At 28.6% G+C, this 26,217-nt stretch carries 29 protein-coding genes; 20 read left to right on the top strand and 9 right to left on the bottom strand.

The annotated features are described in order from the left end of the window. From ribH to R3342_RS11755, 7 genes are all read left to right on the top strand, one after another. Entirely contained in the window at window positions 1–474 is a 474-nt protein-coding gene (gene ribH / locus R3342_RS11725; RefSeq protein WP_318940439.1) for a 6,7-dimethyl-8-ribityllumazine synthase, read from the top strand. Window positions 475–557: 83 nt separating this feature from the next. Further along, window positions 558–848, top strand: a complete 291-nt coding sequence (locus tag R3342_RS11730; protein WP_318940441.1) for a hypothetical protein — start codon at window positions 558–560, stop codon at window positions 846–848. Further along, window positions 848–2,665: a DNA mismatch repair endonuclease MutL gene (mutL, locus tag R3342_RS11735; RefSeq protein ID WP_318940443.1), complete on the top strand. Its 1,818-nt coding sequence runs from the start codon at window positions 848–850 to the stop codon at window positions 2,663–2,665. The genes R3342_RS11730 and mutL overlap by 1 nt, the downstream gene beginning before the upstream one ends. A gap of 13 nt (window positions 2,666–2,678) precedes the next feature. Next, entirely contained in the window at window positions 2,679–3,425 is a 747-nt protein-coding gene (locus R3342_RS11740) for a rhomboid family intramembrane serine protease (protein ID WP_318940445.1), read from the top strand. Window positions 3,426–3,427: 2 nt separating this feature from the next. After that, on the top strand, window positions 3,428–4,261 hold the full coding sequence (locus tag R3342_RS11745; protein WP_318940447.1) for a rhomboid family intramembrane serine protease: 834 nt from the start codon (window positions 3,428–3,430) through the stop codon (window positions 4,259–4,261). A 2-nt stretch (window positions 4,262–4,263) separates the two neighbouring features. Then, window positions 4,264–5,283: an endonuclease/exonuclease/phosphatase family protein gene (locus tag R3342_RS11750; protein ID WP_318940449.1), complete on the top strand. Its 1,020-nt coding sequence runs from the start codon at window positions 4,264–4,266 to the stop codon at window positions 5,281–5,283. A gap of 65 nt (window positions 5,284–5,348) precedes the next feature. After that, on the top strand, window positions 5,349–7,475 hold the full coding sequence (locus R3342_RS11755) for a S9 family peptidase (protein ID WP_318940450.1): 2,127 nt from the start codon (window positions 5,349–5,351) through the stop codon (window positions 7,473–7,475). A 69-nt stretch (window positions 7,476–7,544) separates the two neighbouring features. Here the strand turns inward: R3342_RS11755 and R3342_RS11760 are convergent, their stop codons facing one another. Beyond that, entirely contained in the window at window positions 7,545–9,143 is a 1,599-nt protein-coding gene (locus R3342_RS11760; protein ID WP_318940452.1) for an ABC transporter substrate-binding protein, read from the bottom strand. Further along, window positions 9,127–9,444, bottom strand: coding sequence for an antibiotic biosynthesis monooxygenase (locus tag R3342_RS11765; protein ID WP_318940454.1), 318 nt, complete (start codon window positions 9,442–9,444; stop codon window positions 9,127–9,129). Before R3342_RS11765 ends, R3342_RS11760 begins: the two co-directional genes overlap by 17 nt. 48 nt (window positions 9,445–9,492) lie before the next feature. Between R3342_RS11765 and mtaB the strand changes: the two genes are divergently transcribed. From mtaB to R3342_RS11800, 7 genes are all read left to right on the top strand, one after another. Then, window positions 9,493–10,827 carry a tRNA (N(6)-L-threonylcarbamoyladenosine(37)-C(2))-methylthiotransferase MtaB gene (gene mtaB, locus R3342_RS11770; protein WP_318940456.1) on the top strand — a complete coding sequence of 445 codons (1,335 nt, stop codon included), beginning with the start codon at window positions 9,493–9,495 and terminating at the stop codon, window positions 10,825–10,827. 21 nt (window positions 10,828–10,848) lie between these two features. Then, the gene (locus R3342_RS11775; protein ID WP_318940458.1) at window positions 10,849–11,490 is read left to right on the top strand and encodes an NAAT family transporter; all 642 of its coding nucleotides are present in this window, start codon (window positions 10,849–10,851) and stop codon (window positions 11,488–11,490) included. After that, a complete protein-coding gene (locus R3342_RS11780) occupies window positions 11,490–12,149 on the top strand; it encodes an alpha/beta hydrolase (protein ID WP_318940460.1) in 660 nt (219 codons plus the stop codon). Before R3342_RS11775 ends, R3342_RS11780 begins: the two co-directional genes overlap by 1 nt. 73 nt (window positions 12,150–12,222) lie before the next feature. After that, window positions 12,223–13,137 carry a lytic transglycosylase domain-containing protein gene (locus R3342_RS11785; RefSeq protein ID WP_318940461.1) on the top strand — a complete coding sequence of 305 codons (915 nt, stop codon included), beginning with the start codon at window positions 12,223–12,225 and terminating at the stop codon, window positions 13,135–13,137. A 2-nt stretch (window positions 13,138–13,139) separates the two neighbouring features. Further along, on the top strand, window positions 13,140–13,514 hold the full coding sequence (locus R3342_RS11790; RefSeq protein WP_318940463.1) for a sulfite exporter TauE/SafE family protein: 375 nt from the start codon (window positions 13,140–13,142) through the stop codon (window positions 13,512–13,514). A gap of 92 nt (window positions 13,515–13,606) precedes the next feature. Next, window positions 13,607–14,521, top strand: coding sequence for a sterol desaturase family protein (locus R3342_RS11795; RefSeq protein WP_318940464.1), 915 nt, complete (start codon window positions 13,607–13,609; stop codon window positions 14,519–14,521). A gap of 90 nt (window positions 14,522–14,611) precedes the next feature. Continuing rightward, window positions 14,612–14,866, top strand: coding sequence for a DUF1456 family protein (locus R3342_RS11800; protein WP_318940466.1), 255 nt, complete (start codon window positions 14,612–14,614; stop codon window positions 14,864–14,866). Window positions 14,867–14,869: 3 nt separating this feature from the next. On the opposite strand, the gene R3342_RS11805 is transcribed toward R3342_RS11800, so the two are convergent. From R3342_RS11805 to R3342_RS11835, 7 genes are all read right to left on the bottom strand, one after another. Continuing rightward, window positions 14,870–15,817, bottom strand: a complete 948-nt coding sequence (locus tag R3342_RS11805) for an NAD(P)H-dependent flavin oxidoreductase (protein WP_318940467.1) — start codon at window positions 15,815–15,817, stop codon at window positions 14,870–14,872. Further along, complete coding sequence (locus R3342_RS11810) at window positions 15,817–17,445, bottom strand: S8 family serine peptidase (protein ID WP_318940469.1); 1,629 nt, start codon at window positions 17,443–17,445, stop codon at window positions 15,817–15,819. The genes R3342_RS11805 and R3342_RS11810 overlap by 1 nt, the downstream gene beginning before the upstream one ends. Window positions 17,446–17,517: 72 nt before the next feature. Beyond that, window positions 17,518–18,705, bottom strand: a complete 1,188-nt coding sequence (gene mnmA / locus R3342_RS11815; protein WP_318940471.1) for a tRNA 2-thiouridine(34) synthase MnmA — start codon at window positions 18,703–18,705, stop codon at window positions 17,518–17,520. An 89-nt stretch (window positions 18,706–18,794) separates the two neighbouring features. Next, window positions 18,795–19,310 (bottom strand): GNAT family N-acetyltransferase, encoded by a 516-nt coding sequence (locus tag R3342_RS11820; protein ID WP_318940472.1) that lies wholly within the window; start codon window positions 19,308–19,310, stop codon window positions 18,795–18,797. Beyond that, a complete protein-coding gene (locus R3342_RS11825) occupies window positions 19,310–19,990 on the bottom strand; it encodes a toxin-antitoxin system YwqK family antitoxin (RefSeq protein WP_318940473.1) in 681 nt (226 codons plus the stop codon). Before R3342_RS11825 ends, R3342_RS11820 begins: the two co-directional genes overlap by 1 nt. Before the next feature lie 18 nt (window positions 19,991–20,008). Then, complete coding sequence (locus R3342_RS11830) at window positions 20,009–20,449, bottom strand: heme-binding domain-containing protein (protein ID WP_318940475.1); 441 nt, start codon at window positions 20,447–20,449, stop codon at window positions 20,009–20,011. 2 nt (window positions 20,450–20,451) lie between these two features. Next, a complete protein-coding gene (locus tag R3342_RS11835; protein WP_318940477.1) occupies window positions 20,452–21,438 on the bottom strand; it encodes a DUF1028 domain-containing protein in 987 nt (328 codons plus the stop codon). Window positions 21,439–21,504: 66 nt separating this feature from the next. Between R3342_RS11835 and R3342_RS11840 the strand changes: the two genes are divergently transcribed. From R3342_RS11840 to R3342_RS11865, 6 genes are all read left to right on the top strand, one after another. Continuing rightward, a complete protein-coding gene (locus R3342_RS11840) occupies window positions 21,505–21,630 on the top strand; it encodes a hypothetical protein (RefSeq protein WP_318940480.1) in 126 nt (41 codons plus the stop codon). Then, window positions 21,623–22,204 (top strand): adenylosuccinate lyase, encoded by a 582-nt coding sequence (locus R3342_RS11845; protein WP_318940482.1) that lies wholly within the window; start codon window positions 21,623–21,625, stop codon window positions 22,202–22,204. Before R3342_RS11840 ends, R3342_RS11845 begins: the two co-directional genes overlap by 8 nt. 38 nt (window positions 22,205–22,242) lie before the next feature. Beyond that, entirely contained in the window at window positions 22,243–23,586 is a 1,344-nt protein-coding gene (gene purB / locus R3342_RS11850) for an adenylosuccinate lyase (protein WP_318940484.1), read from the top strand. Beyond that, a complete protein-coding gene (locus R3342_RS11855) occupies window positions 23,586–23,954 on the top strand; it encodes a hypothetical protein (protein ID WP_318940485.1) in 369 nt (122 codons plus the stop codon). The genes purB and R3342_RS11855 overlap by 1 nt, the downstream gene beginning before the upstream one ends. A gap of 3 nt (window positions 23,955–23,957) precedes the next feature. After that, window positions 23,958–24,770: a TerC family protein gene (locus R3342_RS11860; protein ID WP_318940487.1), complete on the top strand. Its 813-nt coding sequence runs from the start codon at window positions 23,958–23,960 to the stop codon at window positions 24,768–24,770. 129 nt (window positions 24,771–24,899) lie between these two features. Continuing rightward, window positions 24,900–26,210 carry a TolC family protein gene (locus tag R3342_RS11865; RefSeq protein ID WP_318940489.1) on the top strand — a complete coding sequence of 437 codons (1,311 nt, stop codon included), beginning with the start codon at window positions 24,900–24,902 and terminating at the stop codon, window positions 26,208–26,210. Window positions 26,211–26,217: the final 7 nt, after the last annotated feature.

Consider the following 26,217-nt stretch of genomic DNA (forward strand, 5'->3'; position numbering starts at 1 on the left):
ATGGCTACAACTAACTTATCAAACTACAACAAAACTAACATCCCAAACGCGAATAAATTTCGGTTTGGGATTGTTGTTTCTGAATGGAATCCTGAAATAACAGAAAACTTGTTTAAAGGAGCTAAAGAAACTTTAGAATTACACGGTGTTGCTTCCTCAAATATAAAACGTGTAAATGTACCTGGTAGTTTTGAGCTTATTTATGGATGTAAACAGTTAGTTAAAACTAAATATTTTGATGCCGTAATTGCTATTGGAAATGTTATTCAAGGAGAAACAAAACATTTTGACTTTGTTTGTAGTGGTGTTACTCAAGGCATAAAAGATTTAAATGTTTTGTACGATACTCCAACTATTTTTTGCGTATTAACAGATAACACTAAACAACAATCTATAGACCGTTCTGGCGGAAAACATGGAAATAAAGGTGTTGAATGCGCAATTGCAGCTATTAAAATGGCAGCTTTAAGATAGATTTAACATCGTACTTATTCACAAAACTTGACCATAATATCAGAATTGAGTAATTTTGATTTTTACCTAATTAATATAAATTTATGTTTGGCAAATTATTTAAGCCACGTGCACATTACGTTTTTGACTATAAACCTCGTTATTATGACGAGAGAAAGGAACGTATTAAGCAATTAGAAAAAAAATACAGTAAATCAAATGCTTCTGATGAAGAAGTTAATGGGATTAAATTGACTAAAAATAATTTAAAAAACGATTGGGTAAAACATAAACAAACCTCTGCAGATAGAGCTACCGTTTTAAGATTGGCTATAATAATTGCCATTTTAGTTGGTATTGTCGCTTACCTTTTTGATTTACATACTTTATTCTAATGTCTGATATAATTCAACTACTCCCCGATCATGTAGCTAATCAAATAGCTGCAGGTGAAGTTGTACAACGCCCTGCATCCGTTGTAAAAGAATTATTGGAAAATGCTATTGATGCAAATGCAACTTCTATTAAATTAATTATTAAAGAAGCTGGTAAAATACTAATTCAGGTAATTGATGATGGTTGTGGAATGAGCGTAACAGATGCTCGACTATGTTTTGAGCGACATGCAACTTCTAAAATAAAAAAAGCAGAAGACTTATTTAATTTACACACCAAAGGTTTTAGAGGCGAAGCATTAGCATCTATAGCAGCCGTTTCTCAAGTGGAATTAAAAACGAATCTATCAGAAGAACAAACAGGAACAAATATTAGGGTTGAAGGAAATAAAGTTATTCATCAAGAGCCAATAGCATATCAAAAAGGATCTTCTATTTCTGTAAAAAATTTATTTTATAATATTCCTGCCAGAAGAAATTTTTTAAAATCTAATAGTATTGAAACCAGACATATTATAAATGAATTTCAAAGAGTTGCGTTGGCACATCCATCTGTTGCATTTTCTTTTTATCATAATGATAGTGAAATATATGTTTTAAACTCTGGGAATTTAAGGCAGCGAATTGTTGCAATTTTAGGTAAAAAAACCAACGAAAAATTAGTTCCAATATTTGAAAAAACAGAAGTAGTAGAAATAGAAGGCTTTGTAACTAAACCTGAATTTGCTAAAAAGAAAAGGGATGAGCAATTCTTTTTTGTAAATAATCGTTTTATAAAAAGTCCTTATTTAAACCATGCCGTTCAAAGTGCTTTCGAAAATTTAATAGCTCCAGGATTATATCCTACCTATTTTTTGTACTTAAAAGTTCCTACTAAAAGTATTGATATTAATATTCATCCAACAAAAACGGAAATAAAATTTGAAGATGAAAAGACTATTTATGCAATAATTAGAGCTACTATAAAACATAGTTTAGGACAATACAACATTGCTCCTGTGCTTGATTTTAACAGAGATGCTTCTTTAGATACTCCGTATACATTTAAAAACAAAGTTACTTCTACTCCAAAAATAGATGTAAATCCTGATTTTAACCCGTTTAAAACCGATAATCAAAAAGCAACTAAATTTCATAAAACCAATAATAATTCCCAATGGGAAAGTTTGTATAATAGTTTGCCAAAAGAAGAAACAGATAGCATTAACCACGATGTTAATTCAAAAACAACATTGTTTAATAATGAAAATGCTACCAATCAAACTTTTCAAATTCATCATAAATATATAATTTGTGCTATAAAATCAGGAATAGTTTATGTGCATCAAAATTTAGCACATCAACGGATTTTATATGAAGAATTTTTAGAAAAAATAACAATTGAAGGAGCTTTAAGTCAGCAATTATTATTCCCTTTAGAAATTTCTTTTAGTAAATCTGAAATAAAATTAGTTAAAGAAATTAAAGAAGATTTAGAAAATTGTGGGTTTGTTTTTGATAAAATTTTAGATGAAACTATTATAGTTAAAGGTATTCCTACAAGTATTACGGAAAGTCAAATTAGTATTATTTTAGAGCAGTTACTAGAAGATATAAAAAATGATGTGCCAGACACTAGTTTTAGCCAATTAGACATTATGGCAAAAAGCCTTGCAAAAAGTTTAGCTGTTAAAACCGGACAATATTTAGCGCCAATAGAACAACAAGAACTAATAGATAAACTATTTTTATGCAAACAACCAGATATTTCACCTTATGGTAAAAAAACGTTTGTAACTATAAAATTAGATGAAATTGATAAAATTTTTAACCTTTAGTATTTTTTAAAACATGGGAAGAATTACCGAAGCTGTAAAGCATCTTATTATATTAAATATTGTATTATACATTGCACCAAAATTAGTAGGTTTTGACTTGCAAAATATGTTTGCATTGCATTTTCCACTAAACCCTCAGTTTAGGTTTTGGCAGATTTTAACGCATATGTTTATGCATAGCCAACACACATTTTTACATATTTTATTTAACATGTATGCATTATGGGCTTTTGGTACACCTTTAGAACAAATGTGGGGTAGAAATAAATTTTTATTTTTCTATTTTTCAGCTGGATTAGGCGCTGCTGCTATATATACATTTGCAAATTATTATCAATATCATAGTATATATGAAGACTTAACTAGTATAGGTTTATCCTCTTCTGACATACATAATTTATTAACTAACGGTCAATATGATTCTAGAATTTTAGAGCATATTTCACAAGGGGAATTAACAAAAATTTACAGCGCATATAATTCATCAGCCGTTGGAGCATCTGGTGCTATTTATGGTGTTTTAGTAGCTTTTGGTTTTGCATTTCCAAATGCAAAATTGGCGCTTATCTTTTTCCCTGTCCCTATTGCAGCAAAATATTTTATTCCTTTAATTATTTTAGGAGATTTATTTTTTGGATTAACAGGTTATTCTATTGGCTCTGGTCCAAATGTTGCACATTGGGCGCATATTGGTGGCGCTTTAATTGGATTTTTAATTGTTTGGTATTGGAAACAACATCAATTTAAACGGTGGGATTAATTTTGAATATTTTAGATGACATAAAACTGGCTTATAATAAAGCAAATATTGTAGAAAAAATAATTTACATTAATGTTTTATTCTTTTTAATTACAGTATTATTAACCTCATTTACAATAAATTGGTTAGCATTACCAACTTCATTAAATAGCTTTTTATACAAACCTTGGACACTAATAACTTACGCATTTATACACCAACGTTTGTTTCATATTTTATCTAACTTATTGGTATTATATTATATAGGTAACTTATTCTTAGATTTTTACAATAAAAAACAGTTTGTCAACTTTTACTTTTTAGGAATTATTGTTGGCGGAATTGCATTTTTAGCAAAATATTATTTTTCTAACAAAATTGGTGCTCCTTTAGGAGGTGCTTCCGCTGCGGTTTCTACAATTTTTGTAGCGATTGCAACTAAAATTCCTAGATATGCTTTACGGTTACGATTTATTGGTAGTGTAGAATTATGGGTGTTAGCTGCTATTTGGGTTGGATTAAGTATTTTACAATTAGGTAATCCTGATAATGGACCAGCTTTTGCTCATTTAGCTGGTGCTGGTTTTGGATTTTTATATGCAAAACAATTAGAAAACGGTAATGATATTGGAAATTGGTTTGAGAAATTATTAAATTTTTTATTTAATATATTTAAATTTAAGAAAAGACAACCTTTAAAAACGGTTTATAAATCTTCAAAAAGAAAAAAAGCTAATGAAGTTACAAAAACAAAACAACGTAAAATTGATGATATTTTAGATAAAATTAGTAAATCAGGATATGAAAGTTTATCTAAAGAAGAAAAAGAATTTTTGTTTAGATCAGGTAAAAAATAACTATGAAAAACCTATCATTATTAGATAAGTTAATTGCTGCTGTAAATTCTATTTTTGCAGTAATATTGTTATTATCATATTCCTGCTATTTTATATCTCCAAATAGCATCTCATTAATATCATTCCTAAGTTTATCCATTCCATTTTTAATACTTATCAACTTTGTATTTATATTGTATTGGTTAATAAAATTAAAAAAACAAATTCTAATTTCCTTAGTAATACTTTTAATAGGATTCCCTCTACTTTCTAAATTTTACAGTTTTAATAACAAAAAAACATTTTTAAGTTCAGATATTAAAATAATGAGTTATAACGTACGCATGTTTAACTTATATAAATGGATGGCTAAAGAAAATCATATTGATAAAAAAATTTACCGTTTTATAAAAGATAAAAATCCAGATATTTTATGCGTACAAGAATATCATCATAATAAGGATTTAGTTGATCTATTTCCTTATCATTACATTAAATCAAGTGATAAGAAAAATAATTTTGGAGATGCTATTTTTTCTAAATATGAAATTTTAAACTCAGGTTCACTTAATTTCACCAATACAAGTAATAATGTAATTTTTGCAGATATTATAAAAAAGAAAGATACTTTTAGGGTTTACAATGTTCATTTAGAATCATATAGAATCAATCCTAAAAAAGAAACTATCACACAAAAAAATGTAGAAAGTTTTAAAATTAGAGTCGAAAAAGCTTTTAAAAAACAAGCTAATCAAGTTACTTTACTTTTAAACCACCAAAAAGAAACGCATTACAAATCTATAATTTGTGGCGATTTCAATAATACTGCTTTTTCATGGGTTTACCATCAACTAAATCATCATAGAAAAGATGCTTTTGAAATTGCTGGTAACGGGTTTGGAAGTACCTACAACTTTGCCTTTCCAATGCGAATTGATTTTATTTTAGCCGATGAAAATATGGCGGTAAATAATTTTAAAACTTATACCGTAAAATACTCTGATCATTATCCAATTATGGCTCGTTTAAATTTAAAACCTTAAAATGATTAACATCACAAAACACTTTAAAATATTAAATAACTTTATATCATAAAACCAATATAATCATGAAAAAAATATTTTTATTTTTATTTATTAGCACCTTTTTCTTAGGATTTTCTCAAGAAAAAACTTTAACCTTAAACGATGCTGTTTTGGGTTATTATAAAGGATTATATCCAAAACGATTAGCACAGTTACAATGGATTAAAAATTCTGATAATTATGTATATCAAAAAGATAATCAGTTAGTAATTAGCAATGCAAAATTACTTAAACAAACTAATTCTATAACTCTAGAATCACTACAAAAAACATATCCAAACTTAACTCGTTTACCAAGAGTTTTAAGTATTACAAATACCGAAATCACCTTTAAAACTAAAAACACATTTGAAGTATATAATTACATAACTCATAAAAAAGTATTTAGTGTTACCAATGATGAAAATGGTCAGAATATTGAATTTAACAATAAAGCAAAAGCTTCTGCATATACAATAGATAATAATTTATACGTTGCCAATACTTCCAATCCTAAAATTGCTGTAACTAATTTTACAGATAAAAATATAGTTGCTGGGCAATCTATACATAGAAATGAATTTGGAATTAAAAAAGGAACATTTTGGAGTCCAAAAGGTGATTTTTTAGCATTTTATCAAAAAGATGAAAGCAACGTAACTAACTATCCTTTAGTTAATATTAATACATATCCAGCTACATTAATGAATATAAAATATCCAATGGCTGGTCAAGGAAGCGAAAAAGCAAAAATTGGTGTATTTAATATGCAAACTAAAAAAACTTCCTATTTAAATATTGATACTTCCGATGAGCATTATTTAACAAATTTAACTTGGTCACCAGACGAAAGATATATTTTAGTTGCTGAAATAAACAGAGATCAAAATCATATTTGGTACAATAAATACAATGCTAATACAGGCGAAAAAGTAACCACAATTTTTGAAGAAACTAATGATAAATGGACAGAGCCAGAGTTTGATGCTGTGTTTTTACCAAATAGTACTACCAACTTTTTATATTTAAGTGAACGAGATGGTTTTATGAATATTTATGAATATTCAACCAACGGAAAATTAATAAAACAACTTACAGATTTTAAATGGGTAGTAACAGGTATTTTAGGCTTTGATGCAAATGTAAAAAATGTGTTTATTTCTGGAACCGGAACTGATCCAAGAGAAATGCACATTTTTAAAGTTAATTTAAAATCTGGAAAAACCACACAACTTACCACTCAAAAAGGAAGTCACTATGGAAGTGTAAATAGTAATGGAAATTATTTATTAGATTCTTATAGCAGTATTTCTGTTCCTAGAATTTCTCAAATAATTAACACAAAAAATTTAAAACCAAAAACTATTTTTACTGCAGAGAATCCATTAAAAGATTACAAAATAGGAACTACGGAATTTGTAAATTTAAAAGCAAATGACGGAACCACTTTATATGGAAAAATTACAAAACCAGCTAATTTTGATCCTTCAAAAAAATATCCAGTTTTAGTTTACGTTTATGGAGGACCACATGTACAACTTGTAACCAATTCTTGGTTAGCAGGTTCTCGATTATGGGCAACTGCATTTTCAACTTTAGATAATTATATTGTATTTACTTTAGATAATAGAGGTACTGAAAATAGAGGGTTTGCATTTGAAAGTGTAATTCACCGTCATTTAGGTGATATTGAAATGGAAGACCAGATGACTGGAATTGATTACCTAAAATCTTTACCTTATGTAAATAGTAAAAGAATTGCAATTAATGGCTGGAGTTTTGGTGGATTTATGACTTTAAGCCTAATGCTACGTCATCCAGGAGTGTTTACAACTGCAGTTGCTGGCGGACCAGTAACTGACTGGAAATACTATGAAGTAATGTATGGAGAGCGTTATATGGATACGCCTCAAGAAAATCCTAAAGGTTATAAAACTGCCCGTATTCATAATTATATTAAAAACTTAAAAGGGAAATTATTAATTATTAACGGAAGTGTAGATCCAACAGTAGTACCACAAAATAGTTTAACATTATTACAAGAAGCTGTTAAACAAGGTGTGCAATTAGATTATTTTACATATCCAATGCATGAACATAATGTAAGAGGTGTAGATAGAGTTCATTTACTAGTTAAAATGATGAATTATATTGTAGATAATAATAAGTAAAAAAGATTTATTTAGTTAAAAAAGCCTCCAAATTTGGAGGCTTTTTTTATGAAAATTATCAATATTGTTTTACTTTTTCCTTACTCTTTTTAAATTCAATAAATTAATAGGATTAATTCCTAATCCCTTTACATTTTTTTGAGTAAAACGAATTACTTCATCATAATAAAGAGGCACAACTGGAGCTTTTGCAATAACCAAACTATCCATTTTTTGATATAAATTATACCTTTTTAATTTATTCGTAATTTTAAATGATTCTTCATACCAGGTATCAAATTGAGAATTACTAAAATGAGTATAATTAGGTCCGTTTGGAGCAAAGTTTTTACTGTAAAAAAGAGATAAATAATTTTCAGCATCCGGATAATCTGCAATCCAGCTTGCTCTAAATACAGTTAATTTCCCATTAGCTTTACTTTGCCTTAATGTTGATGGAGGAACTACATCAATTGCTGTTTCTAAACCTATATTTTGCAATTCTTTTTGAATATATTCACACAAATCAACATACTGACTATTCGTAGTTATCGTAATTTTTGGGTTATTATTTCCAGATACTTTTTTGTATTCCTCAATCAGATGCTTTGCCTTTTCAGGTTGATATGTATACCCTTTTGCATTATTAAAAGATGGTAGACCTTTAGGAATAAACCCATTAATTGCTGGAGTTCCAATACCATTTCTTAAAAATTTTATCATTTTCTTTCTATCAAACCCATAATTAATAGCTTTTCTAATCAAAATAGAGTTAGTTACCAGATTATTTTCATCTGCTAAAATCCCTAAATATTCCGTATTTAGATAAGCGCCTTTAACTATATTTACAGTACTAGCATATTTTTGTTTTAACGTTCCATTATCCGTTAAAATATCATCTTTGTAAGAAGGATCAATACTATTAAGTAAATCTAAATTTCCTTGTATAAATTGTAAAAATTCACTTTGTTTGTCTGGCAAAAAAGTAATTGCAACAGCTTCTAAATAAGGCAACTGAACATCATTCTCTTTTTCATAATAACTATTATTTTTACGAAATACTAATTTAGTATTTTCTACCCATAATTTAAATTTAAAAGGCCCTGTTCCAATAGGATGTGAACGAAAATCCGTCCCATAATATTCTACAATTTCTTTTGGTACAACGGAGCAATATTTCATGGTTAACAAACCTAAAAAAGGGGGAAATTCTTTTTTTAATTGAATACTAAATGTAGAGTCATTTTCCGCTTTAAAACTTTCTACATTTTTCAAAACCCATTTTCCTGGCGATGCCACTTTTGCATCTAATAATCTATTAAAACTGTATTCAAAATCTTGAGCTTTTACAAAGCGCGTGCTATCTTTTCCAAATAAAAAGTGCTTATGAAATTGAACATCTTTTCTTAAATTAAATTTGTACGTTTTACCATCTTTTGAAATAGTCCAATTTTTAGCTATATCCGGTTTTACTTGTAAGCTATCATCCAACTGAACCAATCCGCTAAACAACTGATTTACCGCCCAAATATTAGCTTGATTTTTTGCAAAAGCAGGATCTAAAGACGAAATATTTGCATGTTCATTATATCTGAAAACTAAATTATCAGCATATTTTTTTTGCTTTGAGTTACACGAAATCAAAAGTAAAATAATTATAAAAAAAGTACTGCTATTTTTCAAACTCATAATCATTTTCAACTTTACAAATTCTAACTTTAAATGTTTTATACCAAGTACTTCTCCCCTTTTCTCTTGCTTCAGTATGATCTACATGCTGCTTCCATTTTTTTATAGATTCTAAACTATCCCAGTAACTCACCGTTATTCCCAACTCATTTCTAGCAGATTCTATTCCTAAAAAACCTTTTTGTTTATTCGCTAAAGCAACCATTTTATCGGACATTATATCATAATTATTATCTTCAAAATTTTTAACTGATGTAAAAATAACTGCATAGTATGGTGTTTTTGGTGTTTTAGCAATCATATTATAAAAATAAAATTCTGTACTTTTGCATCCGATAAATGTACAAGAATGAGCGCACAAAAAAAAGTAGCATTTTATACTTTAGGATGTAAATTAAATTTCTCCGAAACCTCAACCATTGCTAGAAATTTTCAAAGTGAAGGCTTTGAACGTGTGGATTTTAGCGAAAAAGCAGATATTTATGTAATTAATACTTGTTCTGTTACCGATAATGCAGATAAACGTTTTAAAACCATTGTTAAATCGGCTTTAAAGCAAAATGAAAATGCTTTTTTAATTGCTATTGGTTGTTATGCACAATTAAAACCTGAAGAATTAGCTGCTGTAGATGGCGTAGATTTAGTTTTAGGCGCTACTGAAAAATTTAAAGTTACCAATTACATTAACGATTTATCTAAAAATGAAATGGGTGAAGTTCACTCTTGTGAAATTGAAGAAGCTGATTTTTACGAAAGCTCTTATTCCTTTGGAGATAGAACCCGAGCTTTTTTAAAAGTGCAAGATGGCTGCGATTATAAATGTACTTATTGTACTATTCCGTTAGCTCGTGGAATTTCTAGAAGTGACACTTTAAAAAACGTACTAAAAAACGCAAAAGAAATATCTGAAAAAGGAATTAAAGAAATTGTGTTAACAGGAGTTAATATTGGCGATTATGGTAAAGGAGAATTTGGTAATAAAAAACACGAACATACTTTTTTTGAACTAGTTCAAACTTTAGATAAAGTAGAGGGAATTCATCGATTACGAATTTCATCAATTGAACCTAATTTATTAACTAATGAAACTATTGAATTTGTTGCTCAATCAAATAGTTTTGTTCCTCATTTTCACATTCCTTTACAAAGCGGAAGTAATACTCTGCTAAAACTAATGAAACGTCGGTATTTACGTGAAACCTATACTAACAGAGTACAAACTATTAAAAAACTACTTCCAAATGCATGTATTGGAGTTGATGTTATAGTTGGTTTCCCAGGAGAAACAGATGAACTCTTTTTAGAAACATATAACTATTTAAATGAACTAGATATTTCTTATTTACACGTATTCACTTATTCAGAAAGACCAAATACAGAAGCAGTTGAAATGGATGGTGTAGTTCCACAAAAAGTTAGAACAAAGAGAAGTAAAATGTTACGAGGATTATCTGTAAAAAAACGTAGAGCTTTTTACGAAAGTCAATTAAATAATGAAGTAACCGTTCTGTTTGAGAGCGAAAATAAAGAAGGATATATTCAAGGATTTACAGAAAATTACGTTAAAGTAAAAACACCTTGGAATCCTAATTTAGTAAATACTCTACATAAAATTAAGTTAACTGAAATTGATGATGATGGCATAGTTAGATTTGATTGGGTTAAAACTCCATCTGTTGTTTAAAAATTTTAAAAATATATCACTTTGGCTGAATTATACACTTTTGCATTATTAGTTTTTACATCATTTTTTACCTTAATAAATCCGTTAGGTACTATGCCTATTTTTATGACCATGACGGCTACATTAAGTAAACAACGAAGGAAACAAACAGCTAAAAAGGCAACTATAATTGCTTTTCTAACTATTGTAGCTTTCGCTTTTTCAGGACATATTTTATTTGATTTTTTTGGAATATCTGTTAATAGTTTTAGAATTGTTGGAGGTGTTATTTTCTTTACAATGGGATGGGATATGCTTCAAGCTCGTTTAGGACATATAAAACATACAGATGATGAAGAAAAAATTGATGCTTACGTAGATGATGTTTCAGTTACTCCACTTGCTATACCAATGATATGTGGACCTGGAGCAATAACCAACGCCATCATTTTAATGCAAGATGCAGATAAATACCCACAAAAAATAACTTTAATTGCAGTAATAGCTTTAGTACTTTTTATTACCTATTTAATATTAATAGGCGCTAGTAAAATTACAGATAAACTTGGCGTAACTGGTAATAAAGTAATGATGCGTTTAATGGGATTAATTGTAATGGTAATTGCAGTAGAATTTTTCTTTAGTGGGTTAAAACCTATTGTTTTAAGTATGTTACACCCATAATGGATACTAATAAAACACATATTTATTTTGTACCTGGATTAGGAGCTAGTTCAAAAATATTTGAATTTATTAAACTTCCAGAAGCAAAATTTGAATGTCATTATTTAGAATGGCTAATACCTTTATCCGATGAAGAATCTTTAGAAAATTATGCTAAAAGAATGGCAGATTTAATATCTGAAGAAAATGTAGTTTTAATAGGAGTTTCTTTTGGAGGTATTATGGTTCAAGAAATGAGTAAATTTATTTCTACTAAAAAAATAATTATAATCTCGAGTATTAAAAATACTAACGAGTTTCCAAAACGTTTAAAATTTTTACAAAAAACTAAAGCATACACTCTATTTCCTCTTAAATTATTAAATAATTTAGAAGAATTTTCTGCTTATGCATTTGGTGATTTTGCTAAAAAAAGAATTGAATTATATAAAAAGTATTTATCTGTAAGAGATACAAGTTATTTAAATTGGGCTTTATACAATGTCCTTAATTGGAAGCCTAATAAAGTATCTGAAAACCTTATCCATATCCATGGAACTGAAGATAAAATATTTCCTATAAAGGCTATTAAAAATTGTATTCCTGTCAAAAACGGAACCCACGCTATGATTATTTATAAAGCCAAAACTATTTCTAAAATTATATTAGAGAATATTTAATTGTAAAAATTAGTACTATTCCTTAAAATTTTCAATTTAATTTGTATTTTAAGGCTATAAAATGTTTAGAATTATGAAAAATGCGGTAAAAATTTTAAGTTTAGTAGCAATTATATTAGTAAGTTCTTTACTAATTTTTGCGGTAAAAGAAAATAAAACAGATGCTAATAGTGATATAAGCACTAGCGAATTTTATAAAATTAAAGCACTAAAAATTCCTAAAAATTTATCTTTTGCAGGAGAACGAGTTCCTTTAGAAAAACAAGATATAAAAGAACGTATTGATAGGGAATTATTAGTAAATACCTATTGGCAATCTAATGGCTTACTATTTTTTAAAAGAACTCACAAATACTTTCCTATAATTGAACCAATTTTAAAAAAGAATGGCATACCTGACGATTTTAAATATTTAGCAGTAATTGAAAGTGGACTATTAAATGTCACCTCTCCAGCTGGAGCAAGAGGCTTTTGGCAGCTATTACCAAATACCGCAAGAGAAAACGGATTAGAAGTAAATGATAATGTTGATGAACGATATAATTTAGAATTAGCAACACAAGCCGCTTGTAATTATTTAAAAGAAGCTCGTGAAAAATTTGGAACTTGGACTTTAGCAGCTGCTGCTTATAACGCAGGTATTAAAGGGATTTCAAAAAAAATGGAAACACAACAAGTAAAATCTTATTACGATTTATTAGTAGGCGATGAAACAAAAAGATACATACCTAGAATTATAGCAGTTAAAGAGATATTAACACATCCAAAAAAATATGGTTTCATTTTTGAAAAATCCGATTTATATAAGTTAAAACCAACTAAACAAATAAAAGTAGATACAGTAATCACAAATATTGCTCGCTTTTCAAAAAACTTAGGGATTAACTATAAAACTTTAAAACTTTACAATCCTTGGTTACGTGAAAACAAATTAAATAATAAAAGTAGAAAAGAATACAGTATTAAAATACCAATTGAAAAACCATGAAAATGACAGTATCAACCATCATTATTCTAATTTTAATAGGATTATTAGCAGGAATTTTAAGTGGCTTAGTTGGAGTTGGAGGAGGAATTATTATGGTTCCAATGTTTATATTATTTTTAGGATTAAACCAATATAATGCACAAGGATTAAGTTTGGCAGTAATGTTACCTCCCGTAACTTTTTTAGCTGTTTATAATTACCACAAAGCTGGAGGTGGAAGTATTGATTGGAAAGTTGCTTTAATAGTTTCATTACTTTTTGTAATTGGTGGTTTTATTGGTTCAAAAATTGCTTTACAAATAAATCAACGCACTTTAAAACGGATATTTGGAGTTCTTATGTTAATTGTTGCTATAAAATTAATTTTTACTAAATAGCTTTTTAAGTTAACCGTTTAAAAAAAATAAAGTTTAAATCAGAAAAGTTCAAAAAAAAAGCTTATACTCCATTTAAAATTAAAAACTAATAAATGGATTTCACCAACCCATTAGTGTATGGAGTACCTTGCTTCTTAGCACTAATTCTACTTGAACTTACTTATAGCAAAAGTCACAATAAAAAAAAATTATACGAATGGAAAGATTTAGGAGCCAGCTTATTTATGGGAATTGGTTCTGCTATAATTGCTCCTTTAATAAAAGTTATTTCTACAATTGTAATTTTCAATTTTATTTTTGAATTATTTAACCCAGAAATTAATGGTATACAAACTAATATAATGGGCTGGGAATCTTTTGGATATGCTTGGTACGTCTGGATTGCTTGTCAATTATTAGATGATTTAACATACTATTGGTTTCATAGAAAAAATCACACAATACGCTTTTTATGGGCGGCACATATAGTACATCATTCTTCAGAAAATTTTAATTTAGGTACTGCTGTTCGTAACGGGTGGTTTACTATTTTGTACAAACCTTTATTTTATATGTGGTTACCAGCAATAGGGTTTAGACCTGAAATGGTAGTAGTTTGTTTAGGTATTGAAGCACTTTGGCAATTTCAGTTGCATTCCGTTTATGTTCCAAAATTGGGATTTCTAGAAAAAATATTCAATACACATACAATGCACCAAGTACATCACTCAAGAAATTTAGAATATATGGATAAAAATCACGGTGGTTTTTTAAATATTTTTGATAAAATTTTTGGAACGTGGAAAGAACTGGACACTAATATTAAAATTAAATATGGAGTTACTCATTCACCAAAATCGTATAATCCCTATATAATTCTAACACATGAATATAAAGATATATGGAATGATACTAAAAAATCTAAGAATTGGTATCATAAGTTTATGTACATTTTTGGCCCACCTGGTTGGAGTCATGATAATAGTACAGAAACAGTAAAACAAATGCAATTAGAACTTAAACAATAGTAATTTTAATTAATAAGAAAATATTTATTTACTTTTGACATCACAATTTAATACTGCATATCAACTAGATTAAACACACAAATATATATTATGGGATTATCAAACAATGACATTTTTAAAAAGCTTAGAGTTGCACTGAAATTAAGAGATGACGATATTATAAAAATCTGCAAATTAGTAGATTTTAATATATCAAAAAGTGAATTAGGAGCGCTTTTTAGAAATGAAGATCATCCAAAATATATGGAATGTGGCGACCAAATTTTACGTAACTTTTTAAATGGATTAGTTATTCACTTACGCGGACCAATGCCTAAAAAATCAACTGAACAAAAAAAGAAATAGTTTTTAAAACAGAGGTTTATTAAATGTTCCTCTAACTTCTTCTAATTCTGCAATTATTTCATTAACAATTTCTGCTGCAGGTTTTATTTCATGAATTAAACCTGCAACTTGACCAATTTCTAATTCTCCATTTTCTAAATCGCCTTCAAACATACCTTTTTTAGCTCTTGCTCTGCCTAATTTTTCTTTAAGTTGTTCTATAGTTGGCTTTTGCTGGTATAAATTTTGTAAGTCATTATAAAACTTATTTTTAATCAATCGTACCGGAGCTAATTCTTTTAAAGTTAAATGCGTGTCACCATCTTCCGTATTAACAACTTCATTTTTAAAATTAATATGTGAAGATGCTTCATTACTTGCTACAAATCTACTTCCAATTTGCACAGCATCAGCACCTAAAATCATTGCTGCCAACATACCTCTACCAGTAGCTATTCCTCCTGCAGCAATTACTGGAACATTAACTTTTTCTTTTACCATTGGAATTAACGTAAATGTGGTAGTTTCTTCTCTTCCATTATGACCTCCTGCTTCAAATCCCTCAGCAACTACTACATCAACACCTGCTTGTTCTGCTTTCACTGCAAATTTTACACTACTAACTACATGAGCAACTGTAATCCCTTTTTCTTTTAAAATAGACGTCCATGTTTTAGGATTTCCAGCCGAAGTAAAAACGACTTTAACTCCTTCATCTACTATTATTTGCATTATTTCTTCAATGTTTGGATATAACATAGGAACATTTATTCCAAACGGAAATTTAGTAGCTTTTTTACATTTTTGAATATGCTCTTTTAAGACCTCAGGATACATAGATCCTGCTCCTATTAAACCTAAACCTCCAGCATTACTAACTGCAGATGCTAATTTCCAACCACTATTCCAAATCATTCCTGCCTGAATCAAGGGATATTTAATTTGAAATAAATTCGTAATTCTATTTTTCATTAATTTTTCAACATTTTTATAGTAGAAACCTTATTATTATAAGCTAATTGCATCATATATAATCCATTTGGCAAATAAGAAATATCAATATTTGGTTTATCTTTAAAAACAGATTGATGTACCATATTTTTCCCTAACAAATTTAAAATAGTAATTTCAATCTCATTCGTATTTTTTGGAAATTTAAAATTAATTTTATCTTTAATTGGGTTTGGAAATATTGAAGCTTGTACTAAATCACTCTCCTGATTTTCAACATTTAATAAATTATAAACAGACTCAAAATTAGGAATTCCATAACCCTCTTGCGCTGTTGGGTTTGAATATAAACTTCCTGACTCTTTAACCATTTGTATAATTTCTGCATTCGTTTTATTAGGATAAGCTTCCCATAAACAAGCAATTACTCCTGTCATAATTGGAGATGAAAATGAAGTTCCGTTAGATGTTGCAATGTCACCTGTGCTATTAATAATATAAACATTTGCTCCTTGAGCATCGACATCTGGTTTAATTCTACCATCCGAAGTTGGTCCGTACGAACTAAAACTTGCAATAGTTCCAGTAGCATCAACAGCGCCAATACTTAAAACGGAAGAAGCATCTGCAGGTGCACTAATGTAATGCCAACTGCGACTTCCTTCATTTCCAGCCGAATTTACTAAAATCATTCCTCTAGAAAAAGCTATTTCTGCGCCACGACTAATAAATGTAGTTTTACCATCCATATCGTTATACGAATAATTGTAATTTGGATTATCAAAAGTAGTATACCCTAAAGAAGTATTTATAACATCAACTCCTAAACTATCTGCTTTTTCAGCAGCTTCTACCCATAAACTTTCTTCTAAAGGAGATTCATGAGAGTCATCTTCTGTTATAAATAGATAAAATTTTGCATCAGGTGCGGTTCCAACAAATTGATTTTCAACATAACCAGCAATAGTAGATAAAACAGCCATTCCGTGATAAAAACCTGTATAAAAATTACTATTTCTATTCACAAAATCGTAACCTCCTAAAATTTGATTATTATCTCTAATTCTTTTAAAAGCATCAAAATTATCTACATTAGGAAAACCTGCATCAAGAATTGCGATTTCCATGCCTTGACCTGTAAAATTATTCTGATGTAAAACATCCCCTTTAATCATTTGGACTTGATTAGCGGCATTTCCATAATTAAAACCTGTTGTAAAATCTAGCTTATTATTTTTTTGTGCTATTTCATTTTTAAGAATTGTTTTTTCGCCTGTATTTAAAGATTTATTTGCATACTCTATGGAAGCAACAAAATTTAGGTTCAACAGATTATTAATATCCGTTTGTGTCCCTTGAATATGCAAGGCGTTTAGCCATTTTGATTTTGCTAAAATCGTAATACCACTTTGGCTTTTAATTTGATTAATATAAGATAATTCAACAGGAACATCTTTGCTGTCTAATGCAATATTGTAGCGGGTTCTTCTTTCAATTGCTCTTTGTGACAACATAGAAGTTGGGTTTCCCAAAAAAGTACTTTCACTTGGTTTATCTTTAAAATAAACCCAGGCATCTTCTATATTAACTTGAGAAAAAAGAGTGCTACTTACTATTAGAAATAAAAAGGATAGTAATTTTATTTTCATAGTATTAACATTAAGGGGTTTGGCTTACTAAATTACAAAATTTTATATAAATGCCTTTTTGAGTTTTAATACTTATGAAATTACTCCTGATCCCAACAGTTCATTATTTTGATACCAAGCTACAAATTGACCTTCTGTTATTGCAGATTGTGGATTTTCAAACTCCACAAATAAACCATCTTTTACTTTGTAAATAATAGCTTTTTCTAACTTTTGGCGATATCTAATGCGCGACATTACTTCCATAGATTCTCCATTTTTTAAAGTCAAATCGGTTCGTATCCAATGAATTTCTTCATTTTTAACAAATAACGTATTTCTATATAAACCTTGATGCTGTTTTCCTTCTCCGCAATAAATTACATTTTCAACTACATCCGTATCAATTACAAACAAAGGTTCTTTTGTTCCTCCAACTGCCAGACCTTTACGTTGACCTTTCGTAAAATAATGTGCACCTTGATGCTTGCCTACAATTTTTCCATCGGAAATATTATAAGCATATTTAGTTGCATTAAACACCAACTCTTCCTCTTTAGAATTAAAAACAGGAATTTCTCTATCGTAAATTTTTGAATCTGAAGGAATTTGAACAATTACACCTTCTTTAGGTTTTAACTTTTGTTGTAAAAATTCTGGCAATCTAACTTTTCCGACAAAACATAAACCCTGAGAATCTTTTTTGGAAGCCGTAACTAAATTTTGCTCTGTTGCAATTTTACGAACTTCTGGTTTTGTTAATTCGCCTATTGGGAATAATGCTTTTGCAAGTTGTTGTTGCGATACTTGGCATAAAAAATACGATTGATCTTTATTAGTATCTGTTCCGCCAATTAATTTATATACCGTTTCTCCATTAATTTCTTCGGAAGACTTGCGACAATAATGTCCAGTTGCCACATAATCTGCTCCCAACTCTAAAGCCACTTTTAAAAAAGCATCAAACTTAATTTCTCTATTACATAAAACGTCTGGATTTGGCGTTCTTCCTTTTTCATATTCGCTAAACATATAATCTACAATCCGATCTTTGTACTCTACGCTTAAATCTACAACTTGAAAAGGAATTCCTAATTTTTCAGCTACTAGCATAGCATCATTACTATCTTCTAACCAAGGACATTCGTTAGAAATTGTTACGGAGTCATCGTGCCAATTCTTCATAAAAAGGCCAATAACTTCGTATCCTTGTTCTTTTAATAAATATGCAGCAACACTACTATCTACACCTCCGGATAATCCAACTATAACTCGTTTCATCTTATTCTTTAAAAATGCAAAGTTACATATAACTTTTAGTTAGGAAAAGTTAATTTTAAAACCTCTTAAAAGGAAATATTTAGCTTTTTTCAAGGATAAGATTCTATCTCTAAACCATAAATGAAATGGCCGCAAACCACATCATTTAAATAAATCATATTTGGTAAGTGACCTAGTTTTTTAAATTTAAACTTTTCTAAAAGTTTAACAGTTGAAGTATTTATATCTAAAACAAAAGCAAGTAAACTTTTTATATTTATTCTTTTACAATCCTGCAAAACATAATTTAACAAAGCAGTTCCAATTCCTTTTTTATGAAAAGTATAATCTAAATAATAACTAATTTCAGCAATAGTTGACATAGCTTTTCTACCAGATCTATAAGGCGACAGTGAACAATAGCCAACTACTTTATTTTTATGGGTTACCACATATAAAGGATAGGTATCTTTATCAAATTTTTGAAACCAATTTAATCTATCTGCCACTTCAAATTCGATGGTATCTCCAGTAGCATTTTTAGATTTAATTGCTTGGTTGTAAATGGAAACTAAAATTGGTAAGTCGTTAAGTTCTGCAAACCTAAATTTTAAATCTTTTACCATTATTCCTTAAACTTATCTACACTTACTGATTTTCCATTTTCAAAGTATTGCCATTTACCAACCTTTACATCATTTTCATAATCACCAGTGTAAATTAATTTGCCTTCAATATTGTAATATTTTGCCAGTCCGTTTAATTTACCTTCTTTATAGTTTAAATCGTCTAATAAAATTCCACTTTCGGCATATCGTTTGGTGTTTCCATCTAATTTATCATTTTTGTAAAATACCATTTCAGCTACTTTTCCTGATTTATAATACGTAACCGATTTTCCTTCTAAAACACCATTTTTATAATTTTCTTCTGAAAGTAATTTTTTCCCATCTTCCTGAAAGTATTTCCAAAGTCCTATTCTTTTTTTACCATCCATTAAACCTTCGCTTTGTAAAACACCTTTTACTGTATAAAAAGAAACTTTAGCTAAATTACTATTATTCTCAAAAGTTTTTATGGCTACTGGATGTTCGGAACTTAAAGCGCTATAAAATTTAAAAACGCCTATTTCCTTACCGTTTTTAAACTGCCCTACATACCTTATTTTGCCATTATTGTAGTTTTTTTTCCAAACTCCAGTTCTTTTGCCTTTTGCATTTAACTGATTAATTTTTTCTTGAGACAAACTCGTCTGAAAACTAAACAGTAAAAAACATACAATACCAATTAAATGAAGTTTCTTCACAATTTAAACCAAATTATATTAATATTTTTTTATACTATTTAACCAATCTAATAGAGCTGTATTTTGTTGTTCTGTTAAAATAGCATCTTTATGAATTAGCGTATAGCTTGTTAAAGGCATTTCTTTTTCTTTAATAACCTCTTTTAATTCTTTTATAATATGATTTTTTTGTCTTGTATTATAGGTAGTCCATTCTGAGAAATTTAAATGTTCTTTACCTTCATTTACATGATTTGCTAAAAACCATGAAACTGGTGCAATGTTATTATACCAAGGATAAACCGTATAATTTGAATGGCAATCGGCACAAGAGGTTTTAATTATTTGTTGCACATTTTGTGGAATATTAATCTCCGTGCTTATATCATTTGTATAATCTTTTGATTGATTTTTTTCGGGTTGGATAAATTGAATTAAAACCAACAGAATAATAATTATTCCTATTATCTTTTTTTTCATTGTTATAATTTTAATATTTTTTCTAAATCTTTTGGTGATACAGTTAATAATTTTGATTTTATTAACCTTGGAGTTAACGTTTTCCAGTTACTATTTATTTTAAAAATAGCTTTAAATATTTTAGAAGCTTCATCCATTTCTCCATTATTAGCTAAAGTTACCGCATACCAATATTTCATTTCTAAATTATCTGGATTTAGCTCTTGGGCTTTCATATAATATTCTTTAGCTAGCTTATTATCGTTCTTTTCAACTGCCACATCGCCTTTATTCATAAATTCATATGCTTCATGAACAGTAAGTAATCGCCTCATTTCTTTAATAGGATTTTTACTGTCTTCAACTCTTAAATCAACTACATTATCTTCCCAACTATTTCCTGTACTTTTAGCTCTTACAACTAAAATTGCAGCAGATTGTTTTCCTCTAATATCACCACCTTCACTTTGTGCAGCTTCTAATGCTGCTAATAATCTTTCTGCTAAACTTCCTTTTGTAGTTTTAAATGCTTTTGCCATAGCAGGCCAAACTGTGTTTTTCTCCATTAAATTTGCTTGAACTGAAAAATTACTTCCAACAATATGTCCTGCAGCTTGTATACAATTTTTACCAGTATATGCAAATACATTTCCTTTTGCATCTAGTATTGCTAATTGTCTAACATCTCTACCGTCATCTAATTTAAGCAACGATTTTACTGCCATTTCTGGAGTTAACCCATTTTCTAATAAACTTAACCCTCGTGGTCCAAAGGATGGATTAACAAATGCTTGCGTTGCTACAACTCCCACTCCTGCTTTGCCCCAAACTACATCATTACCTACTGAAAACCAATGCGATTGAACTGCAACTCCCATTTCGCCAGTAACAGTATCACGGGCAACAATAGAAAAAGTATGCGCAAAAGGTTCTTTTTTTGAATAAACTTGTTGAGCATTTATTTGAACGCCAAATAAAATAACAGCTAAAAAGAATATTTTATATTTCATTTTTTATAATTTTAATTTTTTAAAGATATTATATTTTTTTAATTTATAAACTTATATCAGAAAATTATGAGAGAAACAAATTTATGGATTTACATTATTATTGCAATTGTTCTACTACATATATTAGTTGGGTTTGGTTACTTAGTTTATAAATTAATGCCTAAAAAAAAGGATAAAGAAAAAAATGAATAAAGAATATCTAATTCTAAAGCTTAACAATATTGAAAATGCAAAACGCATAAACAGATTACAAGTAGCTAATTTAGTTTTAAAAAATAAAATACTTTTTAAATATTTACTTGAAATTGCTTTTGAATTTGACAATAAACTATCTATTAAAGCTGCTTGGGTTTTAGAATTTGTTTGCGAAAAAAAATTACATTGGTTGTCTCCTCACCTCTCTTATTTTACCAAAAACATTAATAAAATTAAGTTTGAAAGTGCATTAAGACCTATCGCTAAAATTTGTGGTTTTATGGCAGAACACTATGCAGGAAAACATAAAAGTAAAATACCTATAACTAACACTCATATTGAAAGGCTTATAGAAGCTGGTTTTGATTGGTTAATTGACAAACATAAAGTTGCGGTAAAAGTTTATACTATGGAAATGCTTTTTTTGTTTGGTAAAAACTATAATTGGGTACATAAAGAGTTACAATTAATCCTGCAAAAAAATATAGTAAATGAAAGTCCTGCTTATCAAGCACGTGGAAAGAAAATATTACGCTGGATAAACCAAAATAAAGTTAAAAATTTGGGTTAATTTCCTTAATTTTGCATTTATAACATCAAACTAAAAAAATGTCTTTAACCAACTTAAATGCAATTTCTCCTATCGACGGAAGATATAGATCAAAAGTAGAAAATTTAGCTCCTTTTTTTTCAGAAGAAGCGTTAATTAAATATCGTGTAAAAGTAGAAGTCGAATATTTTATTGCGCTTGTTGAATTACCTCTTCCTCAACTTAAAGATTTTGATACTACTCTTTTTAAAAAACTAAGAGATATTTATCTTCTTTTTTCTACTGAAGATGCTCAAAAAATTAAAGACATTGAAAAAATTACAAATCACGATGTAAAAGCTGTTGAGTATTTTATCAAAGAAAAGTTCGATCAACTTCAACTTCAAAAATATAAAGAGTTTATTCATTTTGGATTGACCTCACAAGACATTAACAACACCGCCGTTCCTTTATCAATACACGATGCTTTTGATGCTGTCTATTATCCTGAATTGGCTAATTTATTAGTAAAATTAAAAGAATTGGCTTTAGAATGGAAAGATGTTTCTATGTTAGCTAGAACCCATGGACAACCAGCTTCACCAACCCGTTTAGGTAAAGAAATTGAAGTTTTTGTAGAACGAATTGAACAACAGATTACGCAACTTCAAAATATACCTTATGCTGCAAAATTTGGTGGTGCAACTGGTAATTTTAACGCACATAAAGTTGCGTATCCAAACATTGATTGGAAAGATTTTGGAACTAAATTTGTTGAAAATGTTTTAGGATTACACCATTCTTTTCCAACTACACAAATTGAACATTACGACCATTTAGCTGGTATTTTTGATGCTTTAAAACGTATAAATACTATTCTAATAGATTTTGATAGAGACATTTGGACTTATGTTTCTATGGACTATTTTAAGCAAAAAATTAAAAAAGGAGAAATAGGTTCTTCTGCAATGCCACATAAAGTAAACCCAATTGATTTTGAAAATTCAGAAGGTAATTTAGGAATTGCAAATGCACTTTTTGAACATTTATCTGCAAAATTACCTATTTCAAGGTTGCAACGAGATCTAACCGATTCTACTGTGTTAAGAAATATTGGAGTTCCTTTTGGGCATACAATTATTGCATTCAATTCAACGTTAAAAGGATTAAATAAATTAATTATTAATAAAGAAAAATTTGAAGCAGATTTAGATAACAATTGGGCTGTTGTAGCAGAAGCTATTCAAACTATTTTAAGAAGAGAAGCGTATCCAAATCCATACGAAGCTTTAAAAAATTTAACCAGAACTAATACAAAAATCACTCAAAAATCTATTGCCGATTTTATAGCCGAACTAAATATTTCAAATGAAATTAAAGAAGAATTAAAAAACATAACTCCTGAAAACTATACCGGAATCTAATGAAAAAAATAGCAATTCTACTTATTATTTTTATAGCAATTACTGCTTGTAATACAGAGCCTTTAAATCCTGATAGATTTAAACATGGTAATTTTGAAATCCCTGAAGGAAAAGGATTTAGCACCACGTATATTACTAGAACAGACTCTCTACAAATTGAAAAATACGATGATAGAATTGATACGCTAACAATAAATTGGGAAAGTAATTTTAAGTACACCCTAAAAATGGTGCATCCTAAAAATGCTATTGATGAAGAAACAATTCATGTGAAAATTACAAACCTCCATAAAGACTCGTACGATTTTGAAGCCGTTATTGGTCATTCAAATTATATCCAAAAAGGAACTATTTTTCTTAAAAAGTAAATTATGGAAATTTTCTTACAGGCAAATACTTGGATTGCATTATTAACATTAACATTCTTAGAAATTGTTTTAGGAATTGATAATATTATTTTTATATCTATTGCCGCAAGTAAACTTCCTAAAAATCAAGTAAACAAAGCTTCAAAAATTGGTCTTTTTTTAGCAATGATATTTAGAATTATAATGCTGTTAGGTATTTCATATTTAATATCATTAAAACATCCTTTTTATACTATTAACTTGTCGTGGTTAAAAATTGGAATAACCGGTCAAAGTATAATTTTATTCCTTGGAGGAATATTTCTACTATATAAAAGTACAAGTGAGATTAGAGAAAAAGTTGAAGGAATTGAACACGAACAAAGTTCGGACAAAAAAAAATTTTCAGCTAGCCTAAAAATGACAATAATTCAAATAGTAATGATAGACATTGTTTTTTCATTCGATTCAGTTTTAACGGCAGTTGGAATGACCAATGGTATAAAAGGCGCTTTATTAATTATGATAACAGCAGTTGTTGTTTCTATGATTATAATGATGCTTTTTGTTACTCCAGTTGGTCAATTTGTCAGTAAGCATCCAACTATACAAATGTTAGCACTTTCCTTTTTAATACTTATAGGATTTATGCTAATTACTGAAGGAGCACATTTATCGAATGCAGAAATATTTAATCAAAAAGTAGGTGCAATACCTAAAGGTTATTTATATTTTGCTATTTCTTTTTCGCTATTTGTAGAATTCTTAAATTTAAAGATGAGAAAAAATAAAAAACCAGTTCAAATAGACAAAACTAATCTGCATGAAAATGAGTAAGAAATAATCTAATTACTAAAAATTAAAGTTTTTATCCTTACGTAACAATAGTTACCAAAGTGTGTAATTTTTATTACTGCTTGCATCTTTTCTGTAACTTAGTTTTGCCGAAACTAAAAAACGAAAACTATGCGAAGTAAAGACGTGATATTATTTACATTTTTCCTATTTAATTTTGTAGTTATTATCGCTCAAAAAAAGGCAAACATTTCTTTAGAAGATGTGCTAGCAAAAGTGGAAAGCGATAATTATACAATTAAAATTTCTGAGGAAGATTTCAAAGCTGCAAAAGCAGATTTTAATCAATCTAATGCTGTATTACTACCAAGTATATCTATTTCCCATACTGGTATAACTACTACAAATCCGTTAATGGCTTTCGGTTCAAAATTAAATCAGGAAATTTTAACTCCTGCAGATTTTGATCCTACTTTGCTAAACGATCCAAAAGAGACTAAAAGTTATGCTACAAAAATAGAAGTAAAACAGCCAATTCTAAATTTTGATGGTATTTTAATGCGTAAAGCAGCAAAAGCAAAAATGAATGCTTTAGAATTAAGTGCATCTCGCACCAAAAATTACATAAAATTAGAAGTTACCAAAGCATATATGCAATTACAAGTTGCATATAAAGCTGTTGAAGTTTTAAATAAAGCCAAAGAAGCTGCTATTGCAAACAAAAAAATGGCTGAAAATAATTTCAAACAAGGCTATTTACAAAAAGCAGATATGCTATCTGTAGATGTCCATGTTACCGAAGTTGAAAATCAATTATTAAGCGCAAAAAGTGCTGTAAAAAACGCTTCAGATTATTTACAATTTTTAATGGGAGAAAATAATTCTACCATTTTAAAACCAACAGATAATTTAAAAGCAATAATAGATACTGATATTTACAATCAAACTTTATCAACTAATAGAGACGATATTCAAGCAATGCAAAAAAGTACAGAAGCTTATAATTACATGTATAAAGCTTCTAAAAACACCTATTTACCAACATTAAATGCTTTTGGAAGTTATGAAATGTACGACAATCAATTATTTGGAACAAAAGCAAAAGGATATTTGGTTGGTGCCCAACTTTCGTGGAATATTTTTGAAGGATTTAAACGAATTGGTAAAGTTCAAAAAGGAAAAGCTGAATACGATAAGGCACTTCTTAACTTTGATCAATATAAAAGTAAAAGCTTTTTAGAATTTAATAAAGCCAAACGAATGCTAAAAGATTCTGAAAACAAATTAAAACTAACTTCTTTGGCTGAAGAACAATCTAAAGAAGAGCTTCGAATTAGAACAAATCGTTTTAAACAAGGACTTGAAAAAACCTCTGATTTATTAATTTCTGAAACAAAATATTTACAAAAACAATTAGAAAATTTACAAACAGTTTTTAGCTATAACTATGCTAAAGCTTACGTTGAATTTTTACTTAACTAATAAACAA

Origin of the sequence: Lutibacter sp. (genome assembly GCF_033723435.1) — a bacterium.
Lineage (GTDB): Bacteria > Bacteroidota > Bacteroidia > Flavobacteriales > Flavobacteriaceae > Lutibacter.